This window comes from Methanobrevibacter sp. (genome assembly GCF_030539875.1).
Lineage (GTDB): Archaea > Methanobacteriota > Methanobacteria > Methanobacteriales > Methanobacteriaceae > Methanocatella.
Window position 1 is genome coordinate 48,206 of record NZ_JAUNXI010000013.1, and the last position, 16,406, is coordinate 64,611.

General features: G+C 32.7%; 25 protein-coding genes. All 25 read right to left on the reverse strand.

Features of this window, described 5'->3' with window-relative positions; all coding sequences use genetic code 11:
- Nucleotides 1–4,000 (reverse strand): right-handed parallel beta-helix repeat-containing protein (locus Q4Q16_RS06310; protein ID WP_303346875.1); only part of this gene is annotated, 4,000 nt, incomplete at its 3' end.
- 270 nt (nucleotides 4,001–4,270) lie between these two features.
- Nucleotides 4,271–5,236 carry an RNA-guided pseudouridylation complex pseudouridine synthase subunit Cbf5 gene (locus tag Q4Q16_RS06315; RefSeq protein WP_303346876.1) on the reverse strand — a complete coding sequence of 322 codons (966 nt, stop codon included), beginning with the start codon at nucleotides 5,234–5,236 and terminating at the stop codon, nucleotides 4,271–4,273.
- 75 nt (nucleotides 5,237–5,311) lie between these two features.
- The gene (locus Q4Q16_RS06320) at nucleotides 5,312–5,533 is read right to left on the reverse strand and encodes a 50S ribosomal protein L14e (RefSeq protein WP_303346877.1); all 222 of its coding nucleotides are present in this window, start codon (nucleotides 5,531–5,533) and stop codon (nucleotides 5,312–5,314) included.
- Entirely contained in the window at nucleotides 5,534–6,055 is a 522-nt protein-coding gene (gene cmk, locus Q4Q16_RS06325; RefSeq protein ID WP_303346878.1) for a (d)CMP kinase, read from the reverse strand.
- A complete protein-coding gene (locus Q4Q16_RS06330) occupies nucleotides 6,055–6,321 on the reverse strand; it encodes a 50S ribosomal protein L34e (RefSeq protein WP_303346879.1) in 267 nt (88 codons plus the stop codon). The genes cmk and Q4Q16_RS06330 overlap by 1 nt, the downstream gene beginning before the upstream one ends.
- A gap of 115 nt (nucleotides 6,322–6,436) precedes the next feature.
- Complete coding sequence (locus Q4Q16_RS06335; protein WP_303346880.1) at nucleotides 6,437–7,015, reverse strand: DUF106 domain-containing protein; 579 nt, start codon at nucleotides 7,013–7,015, stop codon at nucleotides 6,437–6,439.
- A gap of 20 nt (nucleotides 7,016–7,035) precedes the next feature.
- Nucleotides 7,036–7,596, reverse strand: coding sequence for an adenylate kinase (locus Q4Q16_RS06340; protein WP_303346881.1), 561 nt, complete (start codon nucleotides 7,594–7,596; stop codon nucleotides 7,036–7,038).
- A 39-nt stretch (nucleotides 7,597–7,635) separates the two neighbouring features.
- Nucleotides 7,636–8,997 (reverse strand): preprotein translocase subunit SecY, encoded by a 1,362-nt coding sequence (secY, locus tag Q4Q16_RS06345; protein ID WP_303346882.1) that lies wholly within the window; start codon nucleotides 8,995–8,997, stop codon nucleotides 7,636–7,638.
- 31 nt (nucleotides 8,998–9,028) lie between these two features.
- Nucleotides 9,029–9,466 (reverse strand): uL15m family ribosomal protein, encoded by a 438-nt coding sequence (locus tag Q4Q16_RS06350; protein WP_303346883.1) that lies wholly within the window; start codon nucleotides 9,464–9,466, stop codon nucleotides 9,029–9,031.
- Nucleotides 9,467–9,481: 15 nt separating this feature from the next.
- Nucleotides 9,482–9,940 carry a 50S ribosomal protein L30 gene (locus Q4Q16_RS06355; protein WP_303346884.1) on the reverse strand — a complete coding sequence of 153 codons (459 nt, stop codon included), beginning with the start codon at nucleotides 9,938–9,940 and terminating at the stop codon, nucleotides 9,482–9,484.
- A gap of 11 nt (nucleotides 9,941–9,951) precedes the next feature.
- Nucleotides 9,952–10,593 (reverse strand): 30S ribosomal protein S5, encoded by a 642-nt coding sequence (gene rpsE / locus Q4Q16_RS06360; protein ID WP_303346885.1) that lies wholly within the window; start codon nucleotides 10,591–10,593, stop codon nucleotides 9,952–9,954.
- 2 nt (nucleotides 10,594–10,595) lie between these two features.
- Nucleotides 10,596–11,177, reverse strand: coding sequence for a 50S ribosomal protein L18 (locus Q4Q16_RS06365; RefSeq protein WP_303346886.1), 582 nt, complete (start codon nucleotides 11,175–11,177; stop codon nucleotides 10,596–10,598).
- Between the two features lie 2 nt (nucleotides 11,178–11,179).
- Entirely contained in the window at nucleotides 11,180–11,635 is a 456-nt protein-coding gene (locus Q4Q16_RS06370; RefSeq protein WP_303346887.1) for a 50S ribosomal protein L19e, read from the reverse strand.
- Nucleotides 11,636–11,759: 124 nt separating this feature from the next.
- Nucleotides 11,760–12,089, reverse strand: coding sequence for a 50S ribosomal protein L32e (locus tag Q4Q16_RS06375; protein WP_303346888.1), 330 nt, complete (start codon nucleotides 12,087–12,089; stop codon nucleotides 11,760–11,762).
- A 14-nt stretch (nucleotides 12,090–12,103) separates the two neighbouring features.
- A complete protein-coding gene (locus Q4Q16_RS06380; protein WP_303346889.1) occupies nucleotides 12,104–12,640 on the reverse strand; it encodes a 50S ribosomal protein L6 in 537 nt (178 codons plus the stop codon).
- 8 nt (nucleotides 12,641–12,648) lie between these two features.
- The gene (locus tag Q4Q16_RS06385) at nucleotides 12,649–13,041 is read right to left on the reverse strand and encodes a 30S ribosomal protein S8 (protein ID WP_303346890.1); all 393 of its coding nucleotides are present in this window, start codon (nucleotides 13,039–13,041) and stop codon (nucleotides 12,649–12,651) included.
- Between the two features lie 11 nt (nucleotides 13,042–13,052).
- A complete protein-coding gene (locus Q4Q16_RS06390) occupies nucleotides 13,053–13,196 on the reverse strand; it encodes a 30S ribosomal protein S14 (protein ID WP_069574686.1) in 144 nt (47 codons plus the stop codon).
- Between the two features lie 9 nt (nucleotides 13,197–13,205).
- Nucleotides 13,206–13,718 carry a 50S ribosomal protein L5 gene (locus tag Q4Q16_RS06395; RefSeq protein WP_303346891.1) on the reverse strand — a complete coding sequence of 171 codons (513 nt, stop codon included), beginning with the start codon at nucleotides 13,716–13,718 and terminating at the stop codon, nucleotides 13,206–13,208.
- Nucleotides 13,715–14,443, reverse strand: a complete 729-nt coding sequence (locus Q4Q16_RS06400; protein WP_303346892.1) for a 30S ribosomal protein S4e — start codon at nucleotides 14,441–14,443, stop codon at nucleotides 13,715–13,717. The genes Q4Q16_RS06395 and Q4Q16_RS06400 overlap by 4 nt, the downstream gene beginning before the upstream one ends.
- A 1-nt stretch (nucleotide 14,444) precedes the next feature.
- Complete coding sequence (gene rplX / locus Q4Q16_RS06405) at nucleotides 14,445–14,795, reverse strand: 50S ribosomal protein L24 (RefSeq protein ID WP_303346893.1); 351 nt, start codon at nucleotides 14,793–14,795, stop codon at nucleotides 14,445–14,447.
- A 9-nt stretch (nucleotides 14,796–14,804) separates the two neighbouring features.
- Nucleotides 14,805–15,203 carry a 50S ribosomal protein L14 gene (locus tag Q4Q16_RS06410; protein ID WP_067043685.1) on the reverse strand — a complete coding sequence of 133 codons (399 nt, stop codon included), beginning with the start codon at nucleotides 15,201–15,203 and terminating at the stop codon, nucleotides 14,805–14,807.
- A 5-nt stretch (nucleotides 15,204–15,208) separates the two neighbouring features.
- Nucleotides 15,209–15,526 (reverse strand): 30S ribosomal protein S17, encoded by a 318-nt coding sequence (locus Q4Q16_RS06415; RefSeq protein ID WP_296874433.1) that lies wholly within the window; start codon nucleotides 15,524–15,526, stop codon nucleotides 15,209–15,211.
- An 11-nt stretch (nucleotides 15,527–15,537) separates the two neighbouring features.
- Nucleotides 15,538–15,810: a ribonuclease P protein component 1 gene (locus Q4Q16_RS06420; RefSeq protein WP_303346894.1), complete on the reverse strand. Its 273-nt coding sequence runs from the start codon at nucleotides 15,808–15,810 to the stop codon at nucleotides 15,538–15,540.
- Between the two features lie 87 nt (nucleotides 15,811–15,897).
- Nucleotides 15,898–16,236 carry a stress response translation initiation inhibitor YciH gene (yciH, locus tag Q4Q16_RS06425; RefSeq protein ID WP_178788635.1) on the reverse strand — a complete coding sequence of 113 codons (339 nt, stop codon included), beginning with the start codon at nucleotides 16,234–16,236 and terminating at the stop codon, nucleotides 15,898–15,900.
- Nucleotides 16,237–16,406, reverse strand: a 170-nt coding sequence (rpmC, locus tag Q4Q16_RS06430) for a 50S ribosomal protein L29 (RefSeq protein WP_303346897.1), incomplete at its 5' end; no start/stop codon positions are given.

The window sequence follows — 16,406 nt, forward strand, 5'->3', positions numbered from 1 at the left end:
TAGTTACAGCAACCTTATCACCAGGATAAACAGTCACATTAGAAACAACGATACTAGTATGCAACCTAGAAATACCGAAATCAACAGAATCCTCACTAGAAAGAACACCATCATTCACAGTAGCCCTAACAACATTAGTAAACTCACCAGCACTAACAGCACGAGTAGGAATAACCAAAGTAGCACTAGCACCAGGATTTAAATCACCATAACTCCAAGAATTACCATCATAAATCCAAGAACCATAACTAGCACCCTCAACCAACTCAACACCACTAGGAAGAACATCACTAACAGTCAAATCATACAAAATACCATCACAATCATTAGAAACAACAACAACAAACACTACCTCATCACCAATGACAAAACCACTACCATCAACAGACTTATCAACATGGAAAGAAACAGGCAAAACCTCAATCCAACCAGAAGCCTCAGATCCCAAGTAAGTAGCATCACCATCATAACTAGCACTAATATCTATATGAGAACCCTCAACAAGCGCCTTAGGAACATTATACTCAAAAGAACCCACACCATCAACAATATCAACACTAAAAGCAGTACCTGCAGCATCATTTAAAACAACACTAACAACACCATTAAACAAAGCACCATCCTCAGTACTAACCTCAATAGTTACAGCAACCTTATCACCAGGATAAACAGTCACATTAGAAACAACGATACTTGTAGTATATTGGATAACTTTAATCCAACCATTACCATTAGAACTGGCAGACATACCAGTTTCATCAATGAATTCTGCATAAATATCATACAAAGTTCCATTAACATCAGAATCAGGAACATTGAAATTGAAAGTACCAACACCATTAGTAATGATTACATTAGGGATAGCTGCCCCATTGATAGTGACAGTAGCCACACCATTAATATTATCTAATTCACCAGTAACAGTAATTGTAACTGTAACATCAGTACCTGGAAGTACAGTATGATTAGATACAGCAAGGTTGGTTAAATATTTATTAACTGTAAAAGTAACATTAGCACTTTTACTTCTTAAACCATTTAATATACTGCCCTTAACAGTATTATTTAAATTGCCTAGACTGAGAACTTTAAAATTAACTAGTAATGAAGAATTTCCAAAACCAATTAAATTATCTAATGACCAAACATTATTACCTTCATAGTTCCAAGTAGAACCAGTAGTTGAAATATAACTTAAACCGTCAGTATCCAAATCAATTAATTTTAATCCGGTTAGATCATCTTTAATATTATTAGAAACAGTTATGTTAAATGTTATAATGTCATTTACATGAATAATCATATCTTCGGTATATGTAATACCATTAACATATGCGATGGTTTTATTAATACTCCATAAATATGGGAGCACTTCCAAATTAGCTTTAGTAGAAAATGTTTTATCAATTATTGTATGAGTAGTTTCATCCCAATAACTATATTTATATTCTGCAATAGTTGTATAATTACCAGGATTGAGTGTTTTAAATATTAAACTTTCATAGAAAATCAACAATGCATTATTATCAGTATAACCACTACCAATATAAACTTTTTCACCATTAATCATGATATAAATATTGATTGGACCTTCCTTAGGTAAAAGATCAGAATCATCGTCAGTTAACACAAGGAAAATAGTTTGAGGAGTTGCATTGCCTTCATACATAGTTACATCACTCATTGTCAAACCTGGATTAATATTAATACCAGTAATATTGGTAATTTCTTTATAATAAGTATCTTCTAAATGAGTCATATTAACTATAAACCATGAATGAGTATCCTGAGGAATATCATAACTAACTCTACCAGCCAAATCAGTAATAGCTGTTTCATTAAATACTAAATTACCATACATATCATAAACAAGAGTTACAATAGTTTGGTTAAACTCACGATTATCTTGATACAATATTGTACCACCTTGAGAGTTTTCCCATCCTAAAACAGGATTCTTTCCATCAATGAAAATGCGCAAATTACTTCCGTTATTATGAATGGCATTTAATATATTATTTCCACCGGTTAAATTAGTTTCAATGGTTTTATTTACATTATTATAAAAGATTGGTAACCAATAACTCCAAGCTTGATTATCAGTAAAAATACAATTATCAATATAATTGTTCACATCAGGACTAGATGGATTTATATAAATCGCAGAACCATTACGAGCAGTATTGTATGTAAAATTACTATCAGCAATATGATTATTACCGCCAGCAATGAAAATAGCTCCACCAAGACCGTCATCTAACTTTTCTTCATCAGGAATAGCATTGTTTAATGTAAAGTTAACATTTGATATGGAAGCGTCATTACCATTTATATAAACTCCTCCTCCATTAACAGAGGCATTATTATTATAAATAGTAGAATCTTTTAAAGTAGCTTGGTTTCCTTGAATGTAAACACCAGCACCATTATTGCTAGCAGTATTATTTTCAATGGAAGACTTAGAAATAGTTGTTTTTCTACCTTGAATATAAACCCCTGCACCATTAGCTGCAGTGTTATTAGCAATGAGGGAATTTGAAACAATAGCATCATTACCTGTAATGGATATGGCTCCACCATTTGTAATAGCGGAATTATTAATAAAAGTAGCATTCAATATTTGGGTACTGGTACCTTCAACATGAATTGCTCCACCACTAGAACCAGTAGCTTTATTATTAATTAAGATGCTATTTTCAACAAGAGTGTTAGAACCTTGAATACGGATAGCACCACCATAACCTGCAGTATTGTTTTCAAGAGTACAGTTCACTATTTTTGCATTGCTACCTCCACCCTCTACCTCAATAGCACCACCATAATTATTAGCAGAATTATTGAAGAACTTGGAATTAGAAATAGTAACTCCACCATTAGTACTGTAAACTAAACCAACAGCCCCCGCATAACCATCATTACCAGTACCATTAGCACTATTGTTTATGAAAGTACAATTATCAACAAGATGTCCTGCAGAATGGAAATGAATAGCTCCAGATGAAGGAGCGGAGTTATTTATAAAAGTACATCCTGCAAAAGTCATATGTGTACTAAATACACAAGAAACGCCACCATGAGAAGTTGCAGTATTATTAATAAAAGTATTATTAATTATATTAATATTCCCTGAATTAGATTCAGCACGTAAAACACCACCTACATCTGCACTATTATTAATAAATAATGAATTTGTAATATTCACGTTAGAAACACGAGATGGAATATGTAATGCGCCACCCCAAACGTTTTTAGCCTCATTATCAATAAAAGAACAATTATCAATAGACACGTCCCCTGAATTAATTCTTATAGCAACACCTGCAGACCTGTTAGAATCATCACCTAAAACATAAGCATTTTTAAATGTTAATCCAGTAATATGCACATTTCTAGATTTGATGGTGAAAATATTTGAAGCTTTATTGGCATTCAATACAACATCACCATCATTTGCAGTTCGAATATCTAAGTAACCAAAATTTTCAGAAAAGAAGTTATTCGGTTCAATATCTAAACCGATATTGCCTGATCCAGTATAAGTACCTGCATGTATAATAATCTGATAATTACCATTATTATTTCTACATTGATTTAATGCAGCCTGTATGGTTGCATACTGTTGACCTGGACCAACATGGTAAATTCCATTAAATACGATATCCTCCGGAACCACAGATGTGAGTGACGGACCATTCAAATCGGTAAACTCATCATAAACTTCAATAGAATTATTTGAATCGAACTTATCAATACTTAACTCATCATTCATACTATTTGAAGAAAAATTTTGCAAATCATTATCATCACTATCCATTAAAACAGTTTGAATATTATCTTTTTCAATATCAAAAGGAATTTCAACTGCATCGGATAAATCTGAATTACCATCATTTATATCTGTTAAATTATCATTATCAGCAGCACTAACTGAATTAACAGCGAGAACTAAAACAAATAATATCAAAAATACAGATAAAAAATATTTGTTTAATAATTTCATAATTTACCTCCAACGTACAATAGAAAACTCTAAAAAAACAGCTTTCTAGGATAATATATTGTTATTGAATAGTATATATACTATTCGGTCGAAAAAATCCCATTTTAATAAAAAATAGATTACAATCACGATAAAAAAAAAAAAAAAAAATATAAATAAACTCTTAAAATAATAATATTATAAGCGTTTATTATAAAAAAGAAGTTAAATTAAAGCTTGTTTATTTAGATGTTGTGCTTTAAAAAAGTGTATGCTGAAAAAATAAAAAGGTTACTTCCAAAATCTTGGATAAGTATCAGGTTTCATAAATACCTTAGAAACATTAACTGCAAAGCCTGAATCTGCTTCCAAAATTTCTTGAGAAGTCAATAATGAATGTCCTGCACCAACCAATTCATTTTTAAGTGTTTTAATAACGACAAAATCGTTTTTTTGAATATTGTCTGCTAACTCAGAAATACCTCCACAAGCCAAGTCTGCGCCATGACAAATTGCATCAACAGCAGAATCCTTAACTATAATTTTTGGCAAATAATCAGCAGCTCTCTCCATTGGCATAATAGCTTGGCGTAAGAATGAATCATCACCATCTTCAATATAGAAATGATATGCATCAGTTACATCCTGCAATGTTACTAAATTATTTTTTTCGGTAAATGAACCGACTTGAGTTCTTCTAAGTTCAGCCATATGAGCTCCCACACCTAAAGCTTCACCAATATTATGACAATAAGTTCTAACATAAGTTCCTGCCTGACAACCTATTCTAAATAAAACATCACGACCATCTATTTCATAAATAGTGGAATAATAGACATTACGTGTTCTTAATTCTCGTTTTACAGCAGATTTCACAGGAGGAAGTTGGAATATTTTACCTGTAAATTCACTAAAGACCTCCCGAATTCTTTCTTCTGAAACATCCTGATGCAGTGTCAATAAACAGACATATTCTTTAGGAGCTGTTAAAAGTAGTTGAATTGCTCTTGTTGCATCATCTAAGCCAACAGGCAAAATTCCTGTTACCTTAGGATCCAATGTTCCGCCATGACCTGATTTTTCTAATGGCAGAATGCGTTTAATCCAAGAATCGATTTCATGGGAAGTCGGACCGGAGGGTTTGTCTAAATTAATTACCCCTTTGGAAATATACTCATCGATTTGGCGTTCTTCAGGTTTACAACCGAAATCCTGAGAAGTAAAACTTTTTGATTTAGTGACCATATTAAACTTCATGAAAAAAACCTTGAATATTAAATAAAAAAAAATAGTTAAATAAAAAAAGATTATGAATAATAATTAATTATTCACTTATAAATCAGCTAAAGCTGCTTTGATAGAATCTGCATCACCGGAAACATCGATAGAATCTGCAGTTGGTTCTAAGTGAGCAATATTACATCTTCTGTTTTTTACAGCTTCACCAATTACTTCTACAAAATTTTCATCGATAATTTCGACGATTGCGCATTTTTCACCAGCTTCTCTACCAGCAGTTTTAACACATACTCTACCTACTTCAATTGATACCATTTATATCACCTTTAATGTTGTTGTAATGATTTCTGATATGCTTTCTGGATTAAAGCTATCAGTATTTATAATTAAATCATAGATATCCATATTGCCAATGTCAATATTATGGATTTCTTTGTATCTTAAGGCTTCGCTGTTTTCACGAATGATAATTTCATCTCTAGCCACTTCAGCAGATTTTTCTTCCCTTTGTGCAATCCTTTCTGAGCGAACATCAAAAGGAGTCATTAACCAAATCCTTAAATCAGCATTTTCAACAAAAAATGCGGATAATCGTCCTTCGAGTATTAGATTATCTGCTGATTTGGCCTTTTCAGCTTGCCTTTCATCAATTTCCCTATCAATATCATCATTACCTTCAGCAAACTCACTGAATTCAAGAACGCTCATTCCCCTCTCTGCAGCCATTTCTCTAAAAATAAAACCTGCAGAGATATATGGAATATCCAATTTTTCACTTAACACTTCAGCAAGTGTGGTAGTTCCAGTTCCAGCTAATCCGCCGATTGTAATTATCATTATTTTCTAGCCTCGTTTTTGAAATGTTTACGAGCGCAAGCTGAACATAAGTACCCACCGAATGGACGGTTAGGTCTTTTAGCTGTTTTTGATAATTTTCTAATTTCATATGGACGTCCACGAGGAACTCCATGCAATACTGCACCACATTCAGCACAAACATGCTTAGATGGTTTTTTCTTTTTGTATCTTAAAACATTTTCTCCGCCAGGAGTGTTTTTATGAACTCTTTTATATGATCTTGATCTAAACCTATTTGCAGGCATTTAATCACCTATAATAATTTTTAATAATATAATAATTGTGTAATAGCGTATTCAAAATAGAATACTATAATTTATATTCTTCATTATTAATAAAGGTATAGTTTTTAAGGTCAATTTAGAAACCTTGTTCGAAACCTAAATATTTTCTTAAAATTTGACTCCAACCAAAAGTACAAATCATATACCACAATAACCAGCCGATTCCATATGGGATAGTAGCTTCACCGCCATAGAATATGCTTCCAATTACATGCCAAACAGGAGTTAATGTAGCCCAATAAACAGATGTAGGCAATATAATTACTAAATTGTGAATTGCAGATGCTCTCATCCAGAAGAAAATTAGAATAATGGGAATAAATGTTACAATCATAGGTTTGAATTGTTCAGACATCATTGCAGTATTTTCTTTCATCATTTCAGCCTGTTGAGCCTGAAGTTCTGCCATTTTTTTCCCGTCGCCTCTTTTTTGAGCGTCTCTAAGTTCTTTATTAAACTCTTTCATCTTTTTTTGTTTTTCGTTTAAAGCATCTTGGTCAACTAGATATTTATTAGCAATAGTTGTAATCAAGGATACAATAAATGCAATAATAAATACAGTCAAAGCAGGATTAGTTGGATTAGGATCTATAGCAAGAATAGGATTGAAAATAGCATTCAATGCCCCATAGATTCCTCCCATTATATCAACCATAATTATACCTCATATAATATTTATAAATTTAATAAATCTACTAATTTTGAAACAGAAGAATTTAAATGATTATCATGATTTTCAACTATTTTAACTGTGGCTCCTGTTAAAGTAGCATATGCCATGGAAGTTGCCCTGTTCATTTCTTGATGCAATGCAATTTCTTTAGCTTTCTGAACATCTCTTTGACGAGAATCATCATTTAATCTTCTATAAATAATTTCATCAGGATTAGCTTCAATTAATACGAAAAGATCTGGTTGTAATTGTTCTAAAACCCAAATTGGAAGACCCGGTAAAAATCCTGCAGGTGTGTTAATAGTACAATGAGTATCTACAATAACATTATCATTTTCAGATCTTTGTTTAATTTCTTTAGCTGCTTTAGCTTGAATTTCCTTTTGTGTTTCAGCCGGTAATTTTCTTAAAGAATCTCTATCTTCAACAATATTTTCCTTAATAGCAATTTCAGTCATTATGTCCCCATAATTTAAATGGACATAATCAACTTCTTCTAAAGCTTTATTAAGTAATGTTGTACTTCCAGAACCTGGAATCCCTGTTAATACTACTAATTTCAATTTAATCCCCCACATAATTATAAAGGAAATAGGAGAAAGTTAATCATCTCCTAAAACTTTCCTAAGAAGTGGATTTGCTGACATGAGTTGTTCCTCAGCCATTTCTTCATAAAGTTTATGAAGAATACCTACAGTAAGCAATACACCGGTACCTCCACCTAAAGCACCAGTTAAATCTGCAAGAAAAGCAATAAGACCTACATATATACCACTAATAATAGTGAGTGCAGGAATATATTTTTTCAAAATTTTATATAATTGACGTTTACTACTTCTAAAACCAGGTATCTGAATACCGGATTTATAAAGTTGTTCAGAAATCTTTTTGGCATTTAATCCACTGATTTCCACCCATAAATATGAGAATAACATACAGCATGCAATGAAAAAGATTGCATATACAAGAACGTGAATTGGCTCTGTTATAAACATTGTTAAATTAGGTGTAGACAATAACCAGGCAATACCGTCAACAGGTTTACCGTTTTGGATTTGACCCAAAATCGGAAAACCGATTTTTTGAAAAATATTTGCAAACAGAGTAACATTAACAAGTAATGCACTAGTTAAAATTACAGGCATGTTACTTGAATATACAAATTTTAACGGATATTTACCTACGGATCCTCTAATTCTACCGTGACCTCTTACTTTACCATGAGAAATAGGAATTTCTACTTTCATGGCCTCTCCATATAAAACAACTAAAAATACTATTATAGTTGCAAACAATGGAATCAGGATATAGAAATCAGGTGTCCCGCCAGCGGCAAGTTGAATGAATTTAGGAATAATACCTGCAAGCAAACCATCAGCACCATTTAAGAAACTGAAGGTACCTACAATAATCGCTTGACATACACCTGCTGCAATGAATAAACCAATACCACTACCAAATCCCCATTTTGAAACAACTTCATCAAGGTAAATAATTACAAATGCCCCTACAACAAGTTGAACAATTAATATTAAAGTATATGAACCGTCAATAGGAACTAAGTTACCGGTTAGCACCAAAACGACCGCTTCAAATATTGTAAAAACAATAGAAAGAATCTTTTGAGTAGCTTGAAAATGAGACTTGTCCTTATGAGAAGACAAATCCAAATCTAAAAGATTTGAACCAACAAGCAGTTGCAAAACAATAGATGCAGTAACAATCGGCCCAATACCTAAAGTAAGAATTGAACCAAAACTTCCAGCCACTACTGCTCTTAATTGAGCAAATGAATCAATAGCTCCAGGAGCTAAACCATATAATGGAATTTGGGTTAATATAAAATATAATACTAAAACAAGAGCTGTCCATTTAAGTTTTTCATTGAAGTCTTCTCTGTGAACAGGAGATTTGACTTCAGGAATAACTTTAAAAACCGGCTCTAAAACTTCTAGTGCAGACATTTTTTTTCCTCTAATATAAAAGAGAAAAAAGCTATAATTCTATAGCTTCTCCTCCTAATTCTTCAATTTTTTCAATAGCAGATGCTGAAAATTGAGGAGCTGAAATTTTGAAAGTTTTAGTGATTTTACCTTTAGCTAAAACTTTATCATAACCTAATTCAGTTACATCAATTACAATAGCGTCACCTTCTTGGGATGCTTTACCGCTTGCAATTAATTTATCAGCTTGTTCTTCTAAGTAATTTAAATTAACAGCATTGACTTTATTAATCATTTTTTGAGGTCTTTTAAATCCGTGTTTACCGAAGTGGTCAGGATCGTGGATTACAGTCCAGGTCCAGTGTTGTTTACCCATACCTGCTTTTCCTTTTCCACCTTTGTTACCTGCACCTCTACGTTTTTTAGTACAGCCTCCACCGTTGGATCTAGAACCTCTTTGTTTGTTAATTTTACGTTTTGTTCTAATCATAACTATACACCTGATTTAAAGCATTTTCTTTGCAAGATCTTTAATATTTTCTCCCCTGTAACCTAAAGATCCACCTTCTTGTACAGATAAACGAACATCTTCATATCCTTTTCTTGGAGGGTGTAAACGGAAAACAGGTTTAATTCCAACATCAGCTAATTTAACTTTAGACTCGATTAAAGCCTGAGCCAATTCAGCAATGTCTTTGTAATCAGAATTTTCAGCAACGTATTCGTCAGTAACTTTTACATTTCCAGGGAGTCTTCCTCTTTTAGCGATGATTGCAGCTAAAGTTTCTGCATCAATTTCACCCCAGGTGATATAATCCTTAGATTTTTGAAGCATTCCTTCATAACTAGGATTTTCTTCAACAAGTACTGCATGGCTGATTCTGTTAAGTCTTAACATGTCTAAGGTGTCAGCAATCTTTTGAATAACACCAGTAGTTCCTCTAACTCTAATAACTAAAAACATATAATCACCATTTAGTAGTTAACGCCCATTTTTTTGAGCTCTTCTTTAGTTGCTTTAACATTACTTAATTCTTTTAAAGCAGCAAATACTGCATTAGCGAAGTTGACAGTAGTTTGAGTTTGTCCAAAAGATTGAGACCATACATCACGAATACCGGCGAGTTTCAAGATAGTTTTACCAACATCACCGATTACTAAACCTACTCCTGCAGGTGCAGGGATTAAGTTTACGCTTACACTACTGGTTTTACCTTGTACTTTGAATGGAACGGTGTGTTCTCTTCCACAAACACAACCCCAGTCTCCACAACCTCTTCTTACTTTAATAATGTTGTATTTAGCGTTGTCTACAGCTTTTCTAATAGCAGGACCAACCTCTTTAGCTTTACCTTGGCCTAGTCCTACGTATCCATCTTTGTTACCCACAGCAACAATTACTCTGAAATTAACTTTTCTACCAGATTTATGCATCCTTTGAACCAAGTTAACATCCATTACTTCCTCTTCTAAATCTGGAATTAAGGCATCAACTATTTCTAACTCCATAATTGGAAGACCTTTTTCAAAGATTTCATCGATATCAGTAATGGTTCCATCTTTAACTAATTTACCCAATTTAGTTTTAGGTTCCCATTCATCAATATTAAAACTCATAGTTATTCCTCTGCCTCATCAATATTTTTAATAGTTTCATCAAAGTTTGCAGGTAAATCTTTAGGATTAAGTCCTCTTTCGAAGTATTTTGAGAATTTTTTAGCAACCTCTTCCGCATCTAAAGATTCTGCGTAATTTGCCACATGTTCTCCTCTGATACGTTCATCTTCTGGGAAAATGAAGTCTCCGTGAGGAATTTCTAAACCTGCATCAACAGCACCTTTGAGAGCTGCAAATACTTTAGATCCTTTAATAGGAGATTTTAAACCGATGTCTAAAATTGCACAATCAATACCTTGAGCTAAAGCTCTTTTAGCACAGAGATATGCAGTTAAATAAAATGCTGAAATGTTACCTGTGTGTCCTAAGTAACCGTATTTAGCTAATTGTTTACTTACTGCAGAAGCAACAGTTAAATCTCCTTCAGGAGCATAATTAACAACTTGTACAGTAGCATGAGAATTGGAAACTCTAACAACTAAACGAGCTTTGTCGTAGTCAACTAATTTCATTCTAGCTGCATAATCAGTTTTACCTTCTCTCCTTCTTCTGAACGCTACTTTATAATTAGTTCCTTGTGCCATGTTTATTCCTCTCCTTTAATTAAATCATGGTCACGGGCGTAGTTTCTCATGTAAGATTTACTTCTAAATGCGCCACCCTTAGCCATTTTGTATAATTTACGATAGGTAGTAGCATCAATGATTTCATCTTCACGCATTTCTTTAAGATCTTTTCTTAAAGCTCTTATAGTAGTCATCCATGCTTTTTTCTTAGGGTTACGTGCTTTTTTAGCTCCTTTTACACTACCCCTACCTTTTCTTTTTCCTTTTGCTTTTTGTTCCTTAATTTTTTTAGATCTGTAGCTACTAATACCTTTTTGAGGTTTAGCTTTAATAGCTCCATCATTAATTAACTGCTTTACACCTTCTCTAGTGATAGCAAGAGATACTTCTTCTAATCTTTCTGGGTCAATCCATACACGATTGAGTCCAACTTTGAGTATACTGGCAGCTAATCTTTTTTGAGTTGTAAGATTCATATATATAATCCTCCATACAGCATAGCTGATAAATTTAGATTAAATCTAAATTCCCTTTTTAATTTAATTCAATAGTCATATCAATTCATAAAAACCCCGGAACTGATTGACTTGTAAATATGATTTATTTATTTAAAACTTTAATACCAAGTTCTAATGCTTTTTCGAGCATTAAATCTTTTTTCCTTTTCCCGATAGAAGCACTTATCCTTGCAGCATCAGTTGCTGGGTCTAAGTCTTCTAATTCTTTCATATTGTGAACAAGAACATCATTATATCCTGAAGGGTGTAAATACCTAATAGCTCTAGGGGTTCTGTAACCAATAGCCGGCATATCAGGTTTACCTGCTTCATATCTTCTCATTTTACTGGTTTTACCTCTAGGGCGTCTCCATTTGATTCCAAGTTTTTTATAACGAGCATATTCTTGTCTTTTAAATCTTTTATTAGCCATTTAAATCACCAAATTTATTCTTTGCTAATTAAATATATTCCATCTTGGAATACTCTAGGATCTCTTCCTTTAATTTTAGTTGCTTGTTCTAAGTTAGCCATGGTCTGACCAACATGTTCCTTATTGATACCAGTAATTGTAACCTCATCACCTTTAACTGAAACTTTTGATGAACCTACAACTTTAGCGGTTCTTGGGTGTCTTTCCCCGAGGAAATTGTCAATTACAACAGTATCTTTTTGAACTTTTACAGTCATTGGAAAGTGAGCAAATACAATTTTCATGTGGTAAGTGAAACCGTCAGTAACACCAATAATCATATTGTTAATGTGTGCTCTTGTAGTTCCAATCATTGCTTTATCTTTCTTTTTTGGAAATGCTGTTTCTAAAACAACAACATCATTTTCTTCTTTTATACTTACATTAGGATAAGTAAATTTTCTGGAGTCTTCTCCATTAGGCCCTTTAACAGAAACCTCTTTATTTTCAATTATAACTTCAACGCCTTCAGGGACTTCAATTTCTTCCCTTATAGCTGCAGCTACTACCATTTTATCACCTAATACATGTAAGCCAACAAACGTCCACCGATTCCTTTTTCTTTAGCCTCATAGTGAGTCATAATTCCTTGAGGAGTAGTGACGATTAAAATACCAAAGTTTTTTGCTGGCAAATATCTTTTTTCAAATTTCTCAAATTCATCTTTCTTAACAGCATGACGAGGTTTAATAACACCACATTTGTTGATGTTACCAATTAATTCAACAGTGAATTTACCTGCTCTGTTGTCATCAATATATTCAAAATTACCAATATAATTCTCTTTTTGCATAGTGCTTAAAACTTGTCCAATTAATTTGGAAGCAGGAGAAATAATACAAGAACCATTTACCTGTAATTCGTTATTTCTAATATTAGTTAAAGCATCAGCAAGAGGATCCATAAGACTCATAGTTATAACCTCTAATTATATTTTTTAAATCCAATTTTAGGGGCGATTTCCCTAAAACATTGTCTGCATAAGTTTAACCCGTATCTACTAATCATAGCAGAGTGGTCTCCACAACGACTACATTTTTTAGCAGCTTTTCCGTATTTTCTTGGCAAAATATCACCTTATTCAGTTACATAATTAACTTTGAAGTTTTCTTCCATAAATTTCATAGTTTCTTCTTTAGAAATCCTATGTTTTTGAGGAACTTTCTTTTGTTGGATTTTTCTTTTAGAAATTCTGTAACCAGGTTTTTCAAAAGTGACAGAAACATTCATACCAAAAATACCGATATCAGGATTATATCTCATACCAGGAATATCAATATGTTCTCTAATACCAAAAGAAAGGTTTCCTTGTGCATCAAATTGAGTAGGTTTAATATTTCTACTAATACCTTCCAAAACCATATCAATAGCTTTATCAGCTTTTTCACCACGTAAAGTTAATTTACATGCAATTGGTTGTTTTTTCCTAATTCCCCATTCAGGATTAGTAACTTTAGAGAAAGTTTTAACAGGGGTTTGATTAAACATGCTTTCTAAAAGTGTAATAGCACGGGATAATTTTTCACCTGCTTCACCAACACCAATGCTGACTGTAGCTTTTTCGATACGTACTTCATTCATTGGGTTCATTTATTAACCTCCAATAAAGATATTGCTGGCGCATCAGTACCAACTACAAATGCGTATTCTTTTAAAGTTAAAAATTCATCATTAGCACTATTTTCAATAATAATAGTATTTGGGTTAGTGGATTTGTTTTCAATGATTTCAGATACAGTACCTAATTCTCCGGTGTGTTTACCACCAGTAACAAGAATGGTAGCTCCTTTTTGTAAAGGATATACTTCAACAATTTCCTGTTCAGGCACTTTTAAAGAAATTACATCTCCAACTGAGTAAGCATCTTCATCAATGATAACATTTTTACCATCATGAAGGTTTAATTGAGTTTTTCCACCTTTAATAGTGGTTTTATTAACAATTTTAGATAATTTAGCACTGCCGTCTTCAATTAAATCTAATTGTAATCTGCCTTTTCTATCTAAAAGAACTCTATAAGATTCAGCGGTTTTTGGAATATCAATGATATCCATAAATCCTACTGGGAATTTATAGTCTTTAACAACTATTCCGTTGATTAAAATGTTACCAGAGTTGATAATTCTTTTTGCTTCTCTAGCGTTGTCTGCTAATTTTAAAACATCTCTAATAACTAAAGTTAATGGAATAGAATCACTAATGGAATGAGAACCTGCAGAAGGTTTTACAGTCCAAGTATCTTCTTTAGGATGGATAGGCCAAGATTTAGGTGCTTTATATCTTTTAAGATGTTTTCTAGATCCCATTTTAGCCATATTAATTATCTCCTTTATTTTTAATTCTTCTATCGTCGTTTAAATCTGCATCAATAATTACTAAGTTAGATGGATCAACTGGGAGAAAAGTAACAGTTCCATCAGGTTTTGATAAAGTAACTTCTTCAATGGTTACTTTGTAAGATTTGTAGTTTACACTGAGAACTTTACCTTCATGTCCTTTAAAGTCTCCACGTACAACTCTAACTTTGTCTCCTGATTTAACCGGTAAAGATTTTTTACCGACTTTATCCCTAATATCCTTACTTACAGATGCACTTAAATTTTTTCCACGTGCGTGAGCAGGAGCATTGTAAAGAGCTTTTCTTTGTTTTCTTGGTTGTTTTGACATTTTTTCACCTTATACTAATATGTTTGCTGCACTACCAACGCTAGGCCATCTGTCAGCTGCTTCTTTTGCAACAGGACCTCTGATTTCAGATCCTTTTAAAATTCCTTCCGGAGTAATAATAACAGCAGCGTTATCTTCAAATTTAACACGAAGACCATCAGCACGTCTATATTCCTTTTTTTGTCTAACTACAACTGCATTAACAACTTCCCTTCTCATATCTGCAGTTCCTTTTTTAACAGAAGCAACAACTAAATCTCCAACACCAGCAACGTCGAGTCTTCTTCTTACACCTTTAAATCCTTTTACGGAAATAATTTCGATTTCACGAGCACCAGTATTGTCAACACATTGGAGGGTTGCTCCAATTGGTAATGCCTTAGTTACACTTGAGGTTAATGGTTTCATACTATTTACTCTCCTTTAACTTCAACTAAAACAAAATGTTTAGTTTTACTTAATGGTCTACATTCTGCAACTTTTACAGAATCTCCAACATTCACATCTAAACAATCAGGTTTGTGAACATTGATTTTAGATTTCCTTTTTTCGTATCTTTCATATTTTTTAATGAATTTATAGTAACTACGTTCAACAGTAATAGTCCTTTCTGCTTTGTTACTTACAACAACACCTTCAAGAACTTGGCCTCTTACAGGCAAAGTCCCATGAAAAGGGCAGTTAGGATCATCACATGTAGTTTCTGGTTCTTGAACGTTAAGCCCAACCATATTATCACCATTTATATTTTTTTAAATCTTTTTTTTATTCTATCTTCAGGACGAACAGACAAAATATTACCATCAATTTCAACTTTTTCCCCGTTTGGAAGTTCAAAGACGAATAATGTTCCTTTTTTCGGAATCAATTTCTCTGTGCCTTTTTCTTCAATATTAATGGTATTTTTTGTCTCATCAATAACTGTTCCTTTTAAATTAAGAGATGAATTCTTATTAATCGCATGAACTTTCAATCCAATAAATTCATGATGAACTAAATTCTTTGAAGTAATCATATGACCTCATCTCTTAATATAACATTTACAATAAATTATGCAGAAAATTACAATAATTTAATTGAAAAACATATCGAATAGATGAATTTATCTCCTTTTCTTATTGTTCTTTTTAGATTCACGAATCTCGATAGTGTCAGAAGAGAAACCTAAGTCAGATAAAACTTTTTTAACCTTAACCTTATGGTCACCTTGAAGCTCTATTTGACCATTTTTAGCAGTACCACCGCAAGCGCATTTTGCTTTTAGTGTTTTTGTGAGTTCTCTTATATCGATATCATGTTCATCTATACCTTCGATAATAGTCATGAGTTTTCCAAATCTTCTTCTAACTGTAAAAACTTTTAAAGATTGAACTTCACGTGCAATTTCTTCACAAACACAAAGTTCTTCTGGAAGCCCACATACATCACAAATTTTTGACATTTAATTCTCCTTTTGTTTTTCATTCAATATTGTAAGAACACGAGCAATAGTTCTTTTTAATTCTCTAATTTTCCCAGGGTTTTCATTTACCCCGGCAGCTGCACTTTTAGAAACGTTTTTGGATAATTCAGCTCTGAGTTCAACTAATTTATCTTGAATCTCATCAACTT

Excerpts from the sequence above, each read along its gene's own strand:
- Q4Q16_RS06315 (WP_303346876.1), bottom strand. The coding sequence starts at position 5,236 with ATGAAGTTTAATATGGTCACTAAATCAAAAAGTTTTACTTCTCAGGAT.
- Q4Q16_RS06320 (WP_303346877.1), bottom strand. The coding sequence starts at position 5,533 with ATGGTATCAATTGAAGTAGGTAGAGTATGTGTTAAAACTGCTGGTAGA.
- cmk (WP_303346878.1), bottom strand. The coding sequence starts at position 6,055 with ATGATAATTACAATCGGCGGATTAGCTGGAACTGGAACTACCACACTT.
- Q4Q16_RS06330 (WP_303346879.1), bottom strand. The coding sequence starts at position 6,321 with ATGCCTGCAAATAGGTTTAGATCAAGATCATATAAAAGAGTTCATAAA.
- Q4Q16_RS06335 (WP_303346880.1), bottom strand. The coding sequence starts at position 7,015 with ATGGTTGATATAATGGGAGGAATCTATGGGGCATTGAATGCTATTTTC.
- secY (WP_303346882.1), bottom strand. The coding sequence starts at position 8,997 with ATGTCTGCACTAGAAGTTTTAGAGCCGGTTTTTAAAGTTATTCCTGAA.
- Q4Q16_RS06350 (WP_303346883.1), bottom strand. The coding sequence starts at position 9,466 with ATGATTAGAACAAAACGTAAAATTAACAAACAAAGAGGTTCTAGATCC.
- Q4Q16_RS06355 (WP_303346884.1), bottom strand. The coding sequence starts at position 9,940 with ATGTTTTTAGTTATTAGAGTTAGAGGAACTACTGGTGTTATTCAAAAG.
- rpsE (WP_303346885.1), bottom strand. The coding sequence starts at position 10,593 with ATGAGTTTTAATATTGATGAATGGGAACCTAAAACTAAATTGGGTAAA.
- Q4Q16_RS06365 (WP_303346886.1), bottom strand. The coding sequence starts at position 11,177 with ATGGCACAAGGAACTAATTATAAAGTAGCGTTCAGAAGAAGGAGAGAA.
- Q4Q16_RS06370 (WP_303346887.1), bottom strand. The coding sequence starts at position 11,635 with ATGAATCTTACAACTCAAAAAAGATTAGCTGCCAGTATACTCAAAGTT.
- Q4Q16_RS06375 (WP_303346888.1), bottom strand. The coding sequence starts at position 12,089 with ATGGCTAATAAAAGATTTAAAAGACAAGAATATGCTCGTTATAAAAAA.
- Q4Q16_RS06380 (WP_303346889.1), bottom strand. The coding sequence starts at position 12,640 with ATGGTAGTAGCTGCAGCTATAAGGGAAGAAATTGAAGTCCCTGAAGGC.
- Q4Q16_RS06385 (WP_303346890.1), bottom strand. The coding sequence starts at position 13,041 with ATGAGTCTTATGGATCCTCTTGCTGATGCTTTAACTAATATTAGAAAT.
- Q4Q16_RS06395 (WP_303346891.1), bottom strand. The coding sequence starts at position 13,718 with ATGAACCCAATGAATGAAGTACGTATCGAAAAAGCTACAGTCAGCATT.
- Q4Q16_RS06400 (WP_303346892.1), bottom strand. The coding sequence starts at position 14,443 with ATGGCTAAAATGGGATCTAGAAAACATCTTAAAAGATATAAAGCACCT.
- rplX (WP_303346893.1), bottom strand. The coding sequence starts at position 14,795 with ATGTCAAAACAACCAAGAAAACAAAGAAAAGCTCTTTACAATGCTCCT.
- Q4Q16_RS06410 (WP_067043685.1), bottom strand. The coding sequence starts at position 15,203 with ATGAAACCATTAACCTCAAGTGTAACTAAGGCATTACCAATTGGAGCA.
- Q4Q16_RS06415 (WP_296874433.1), bottom strand. The coding sequence starts at position 15,526 with ATGGTTGGGCTTAACGTTCAAGAACCAGAAACTACATGTGATGATCCT.
- Q4Q16_RS06420 (WP_303346894.1), bottom strand. The coding sequence starts at position 15,810 with ATGATTACTTCAAAGAATTTAGTTCATCATGAATTTATTGGATTGAAA.
- yciH (WP_178788635.1), bottom strand. The coding sequence starts at position 16,236 with ATGTCAAAAATTTGTGATGTATGTGGGCTTCCAGAAGAACTTTGTGTT.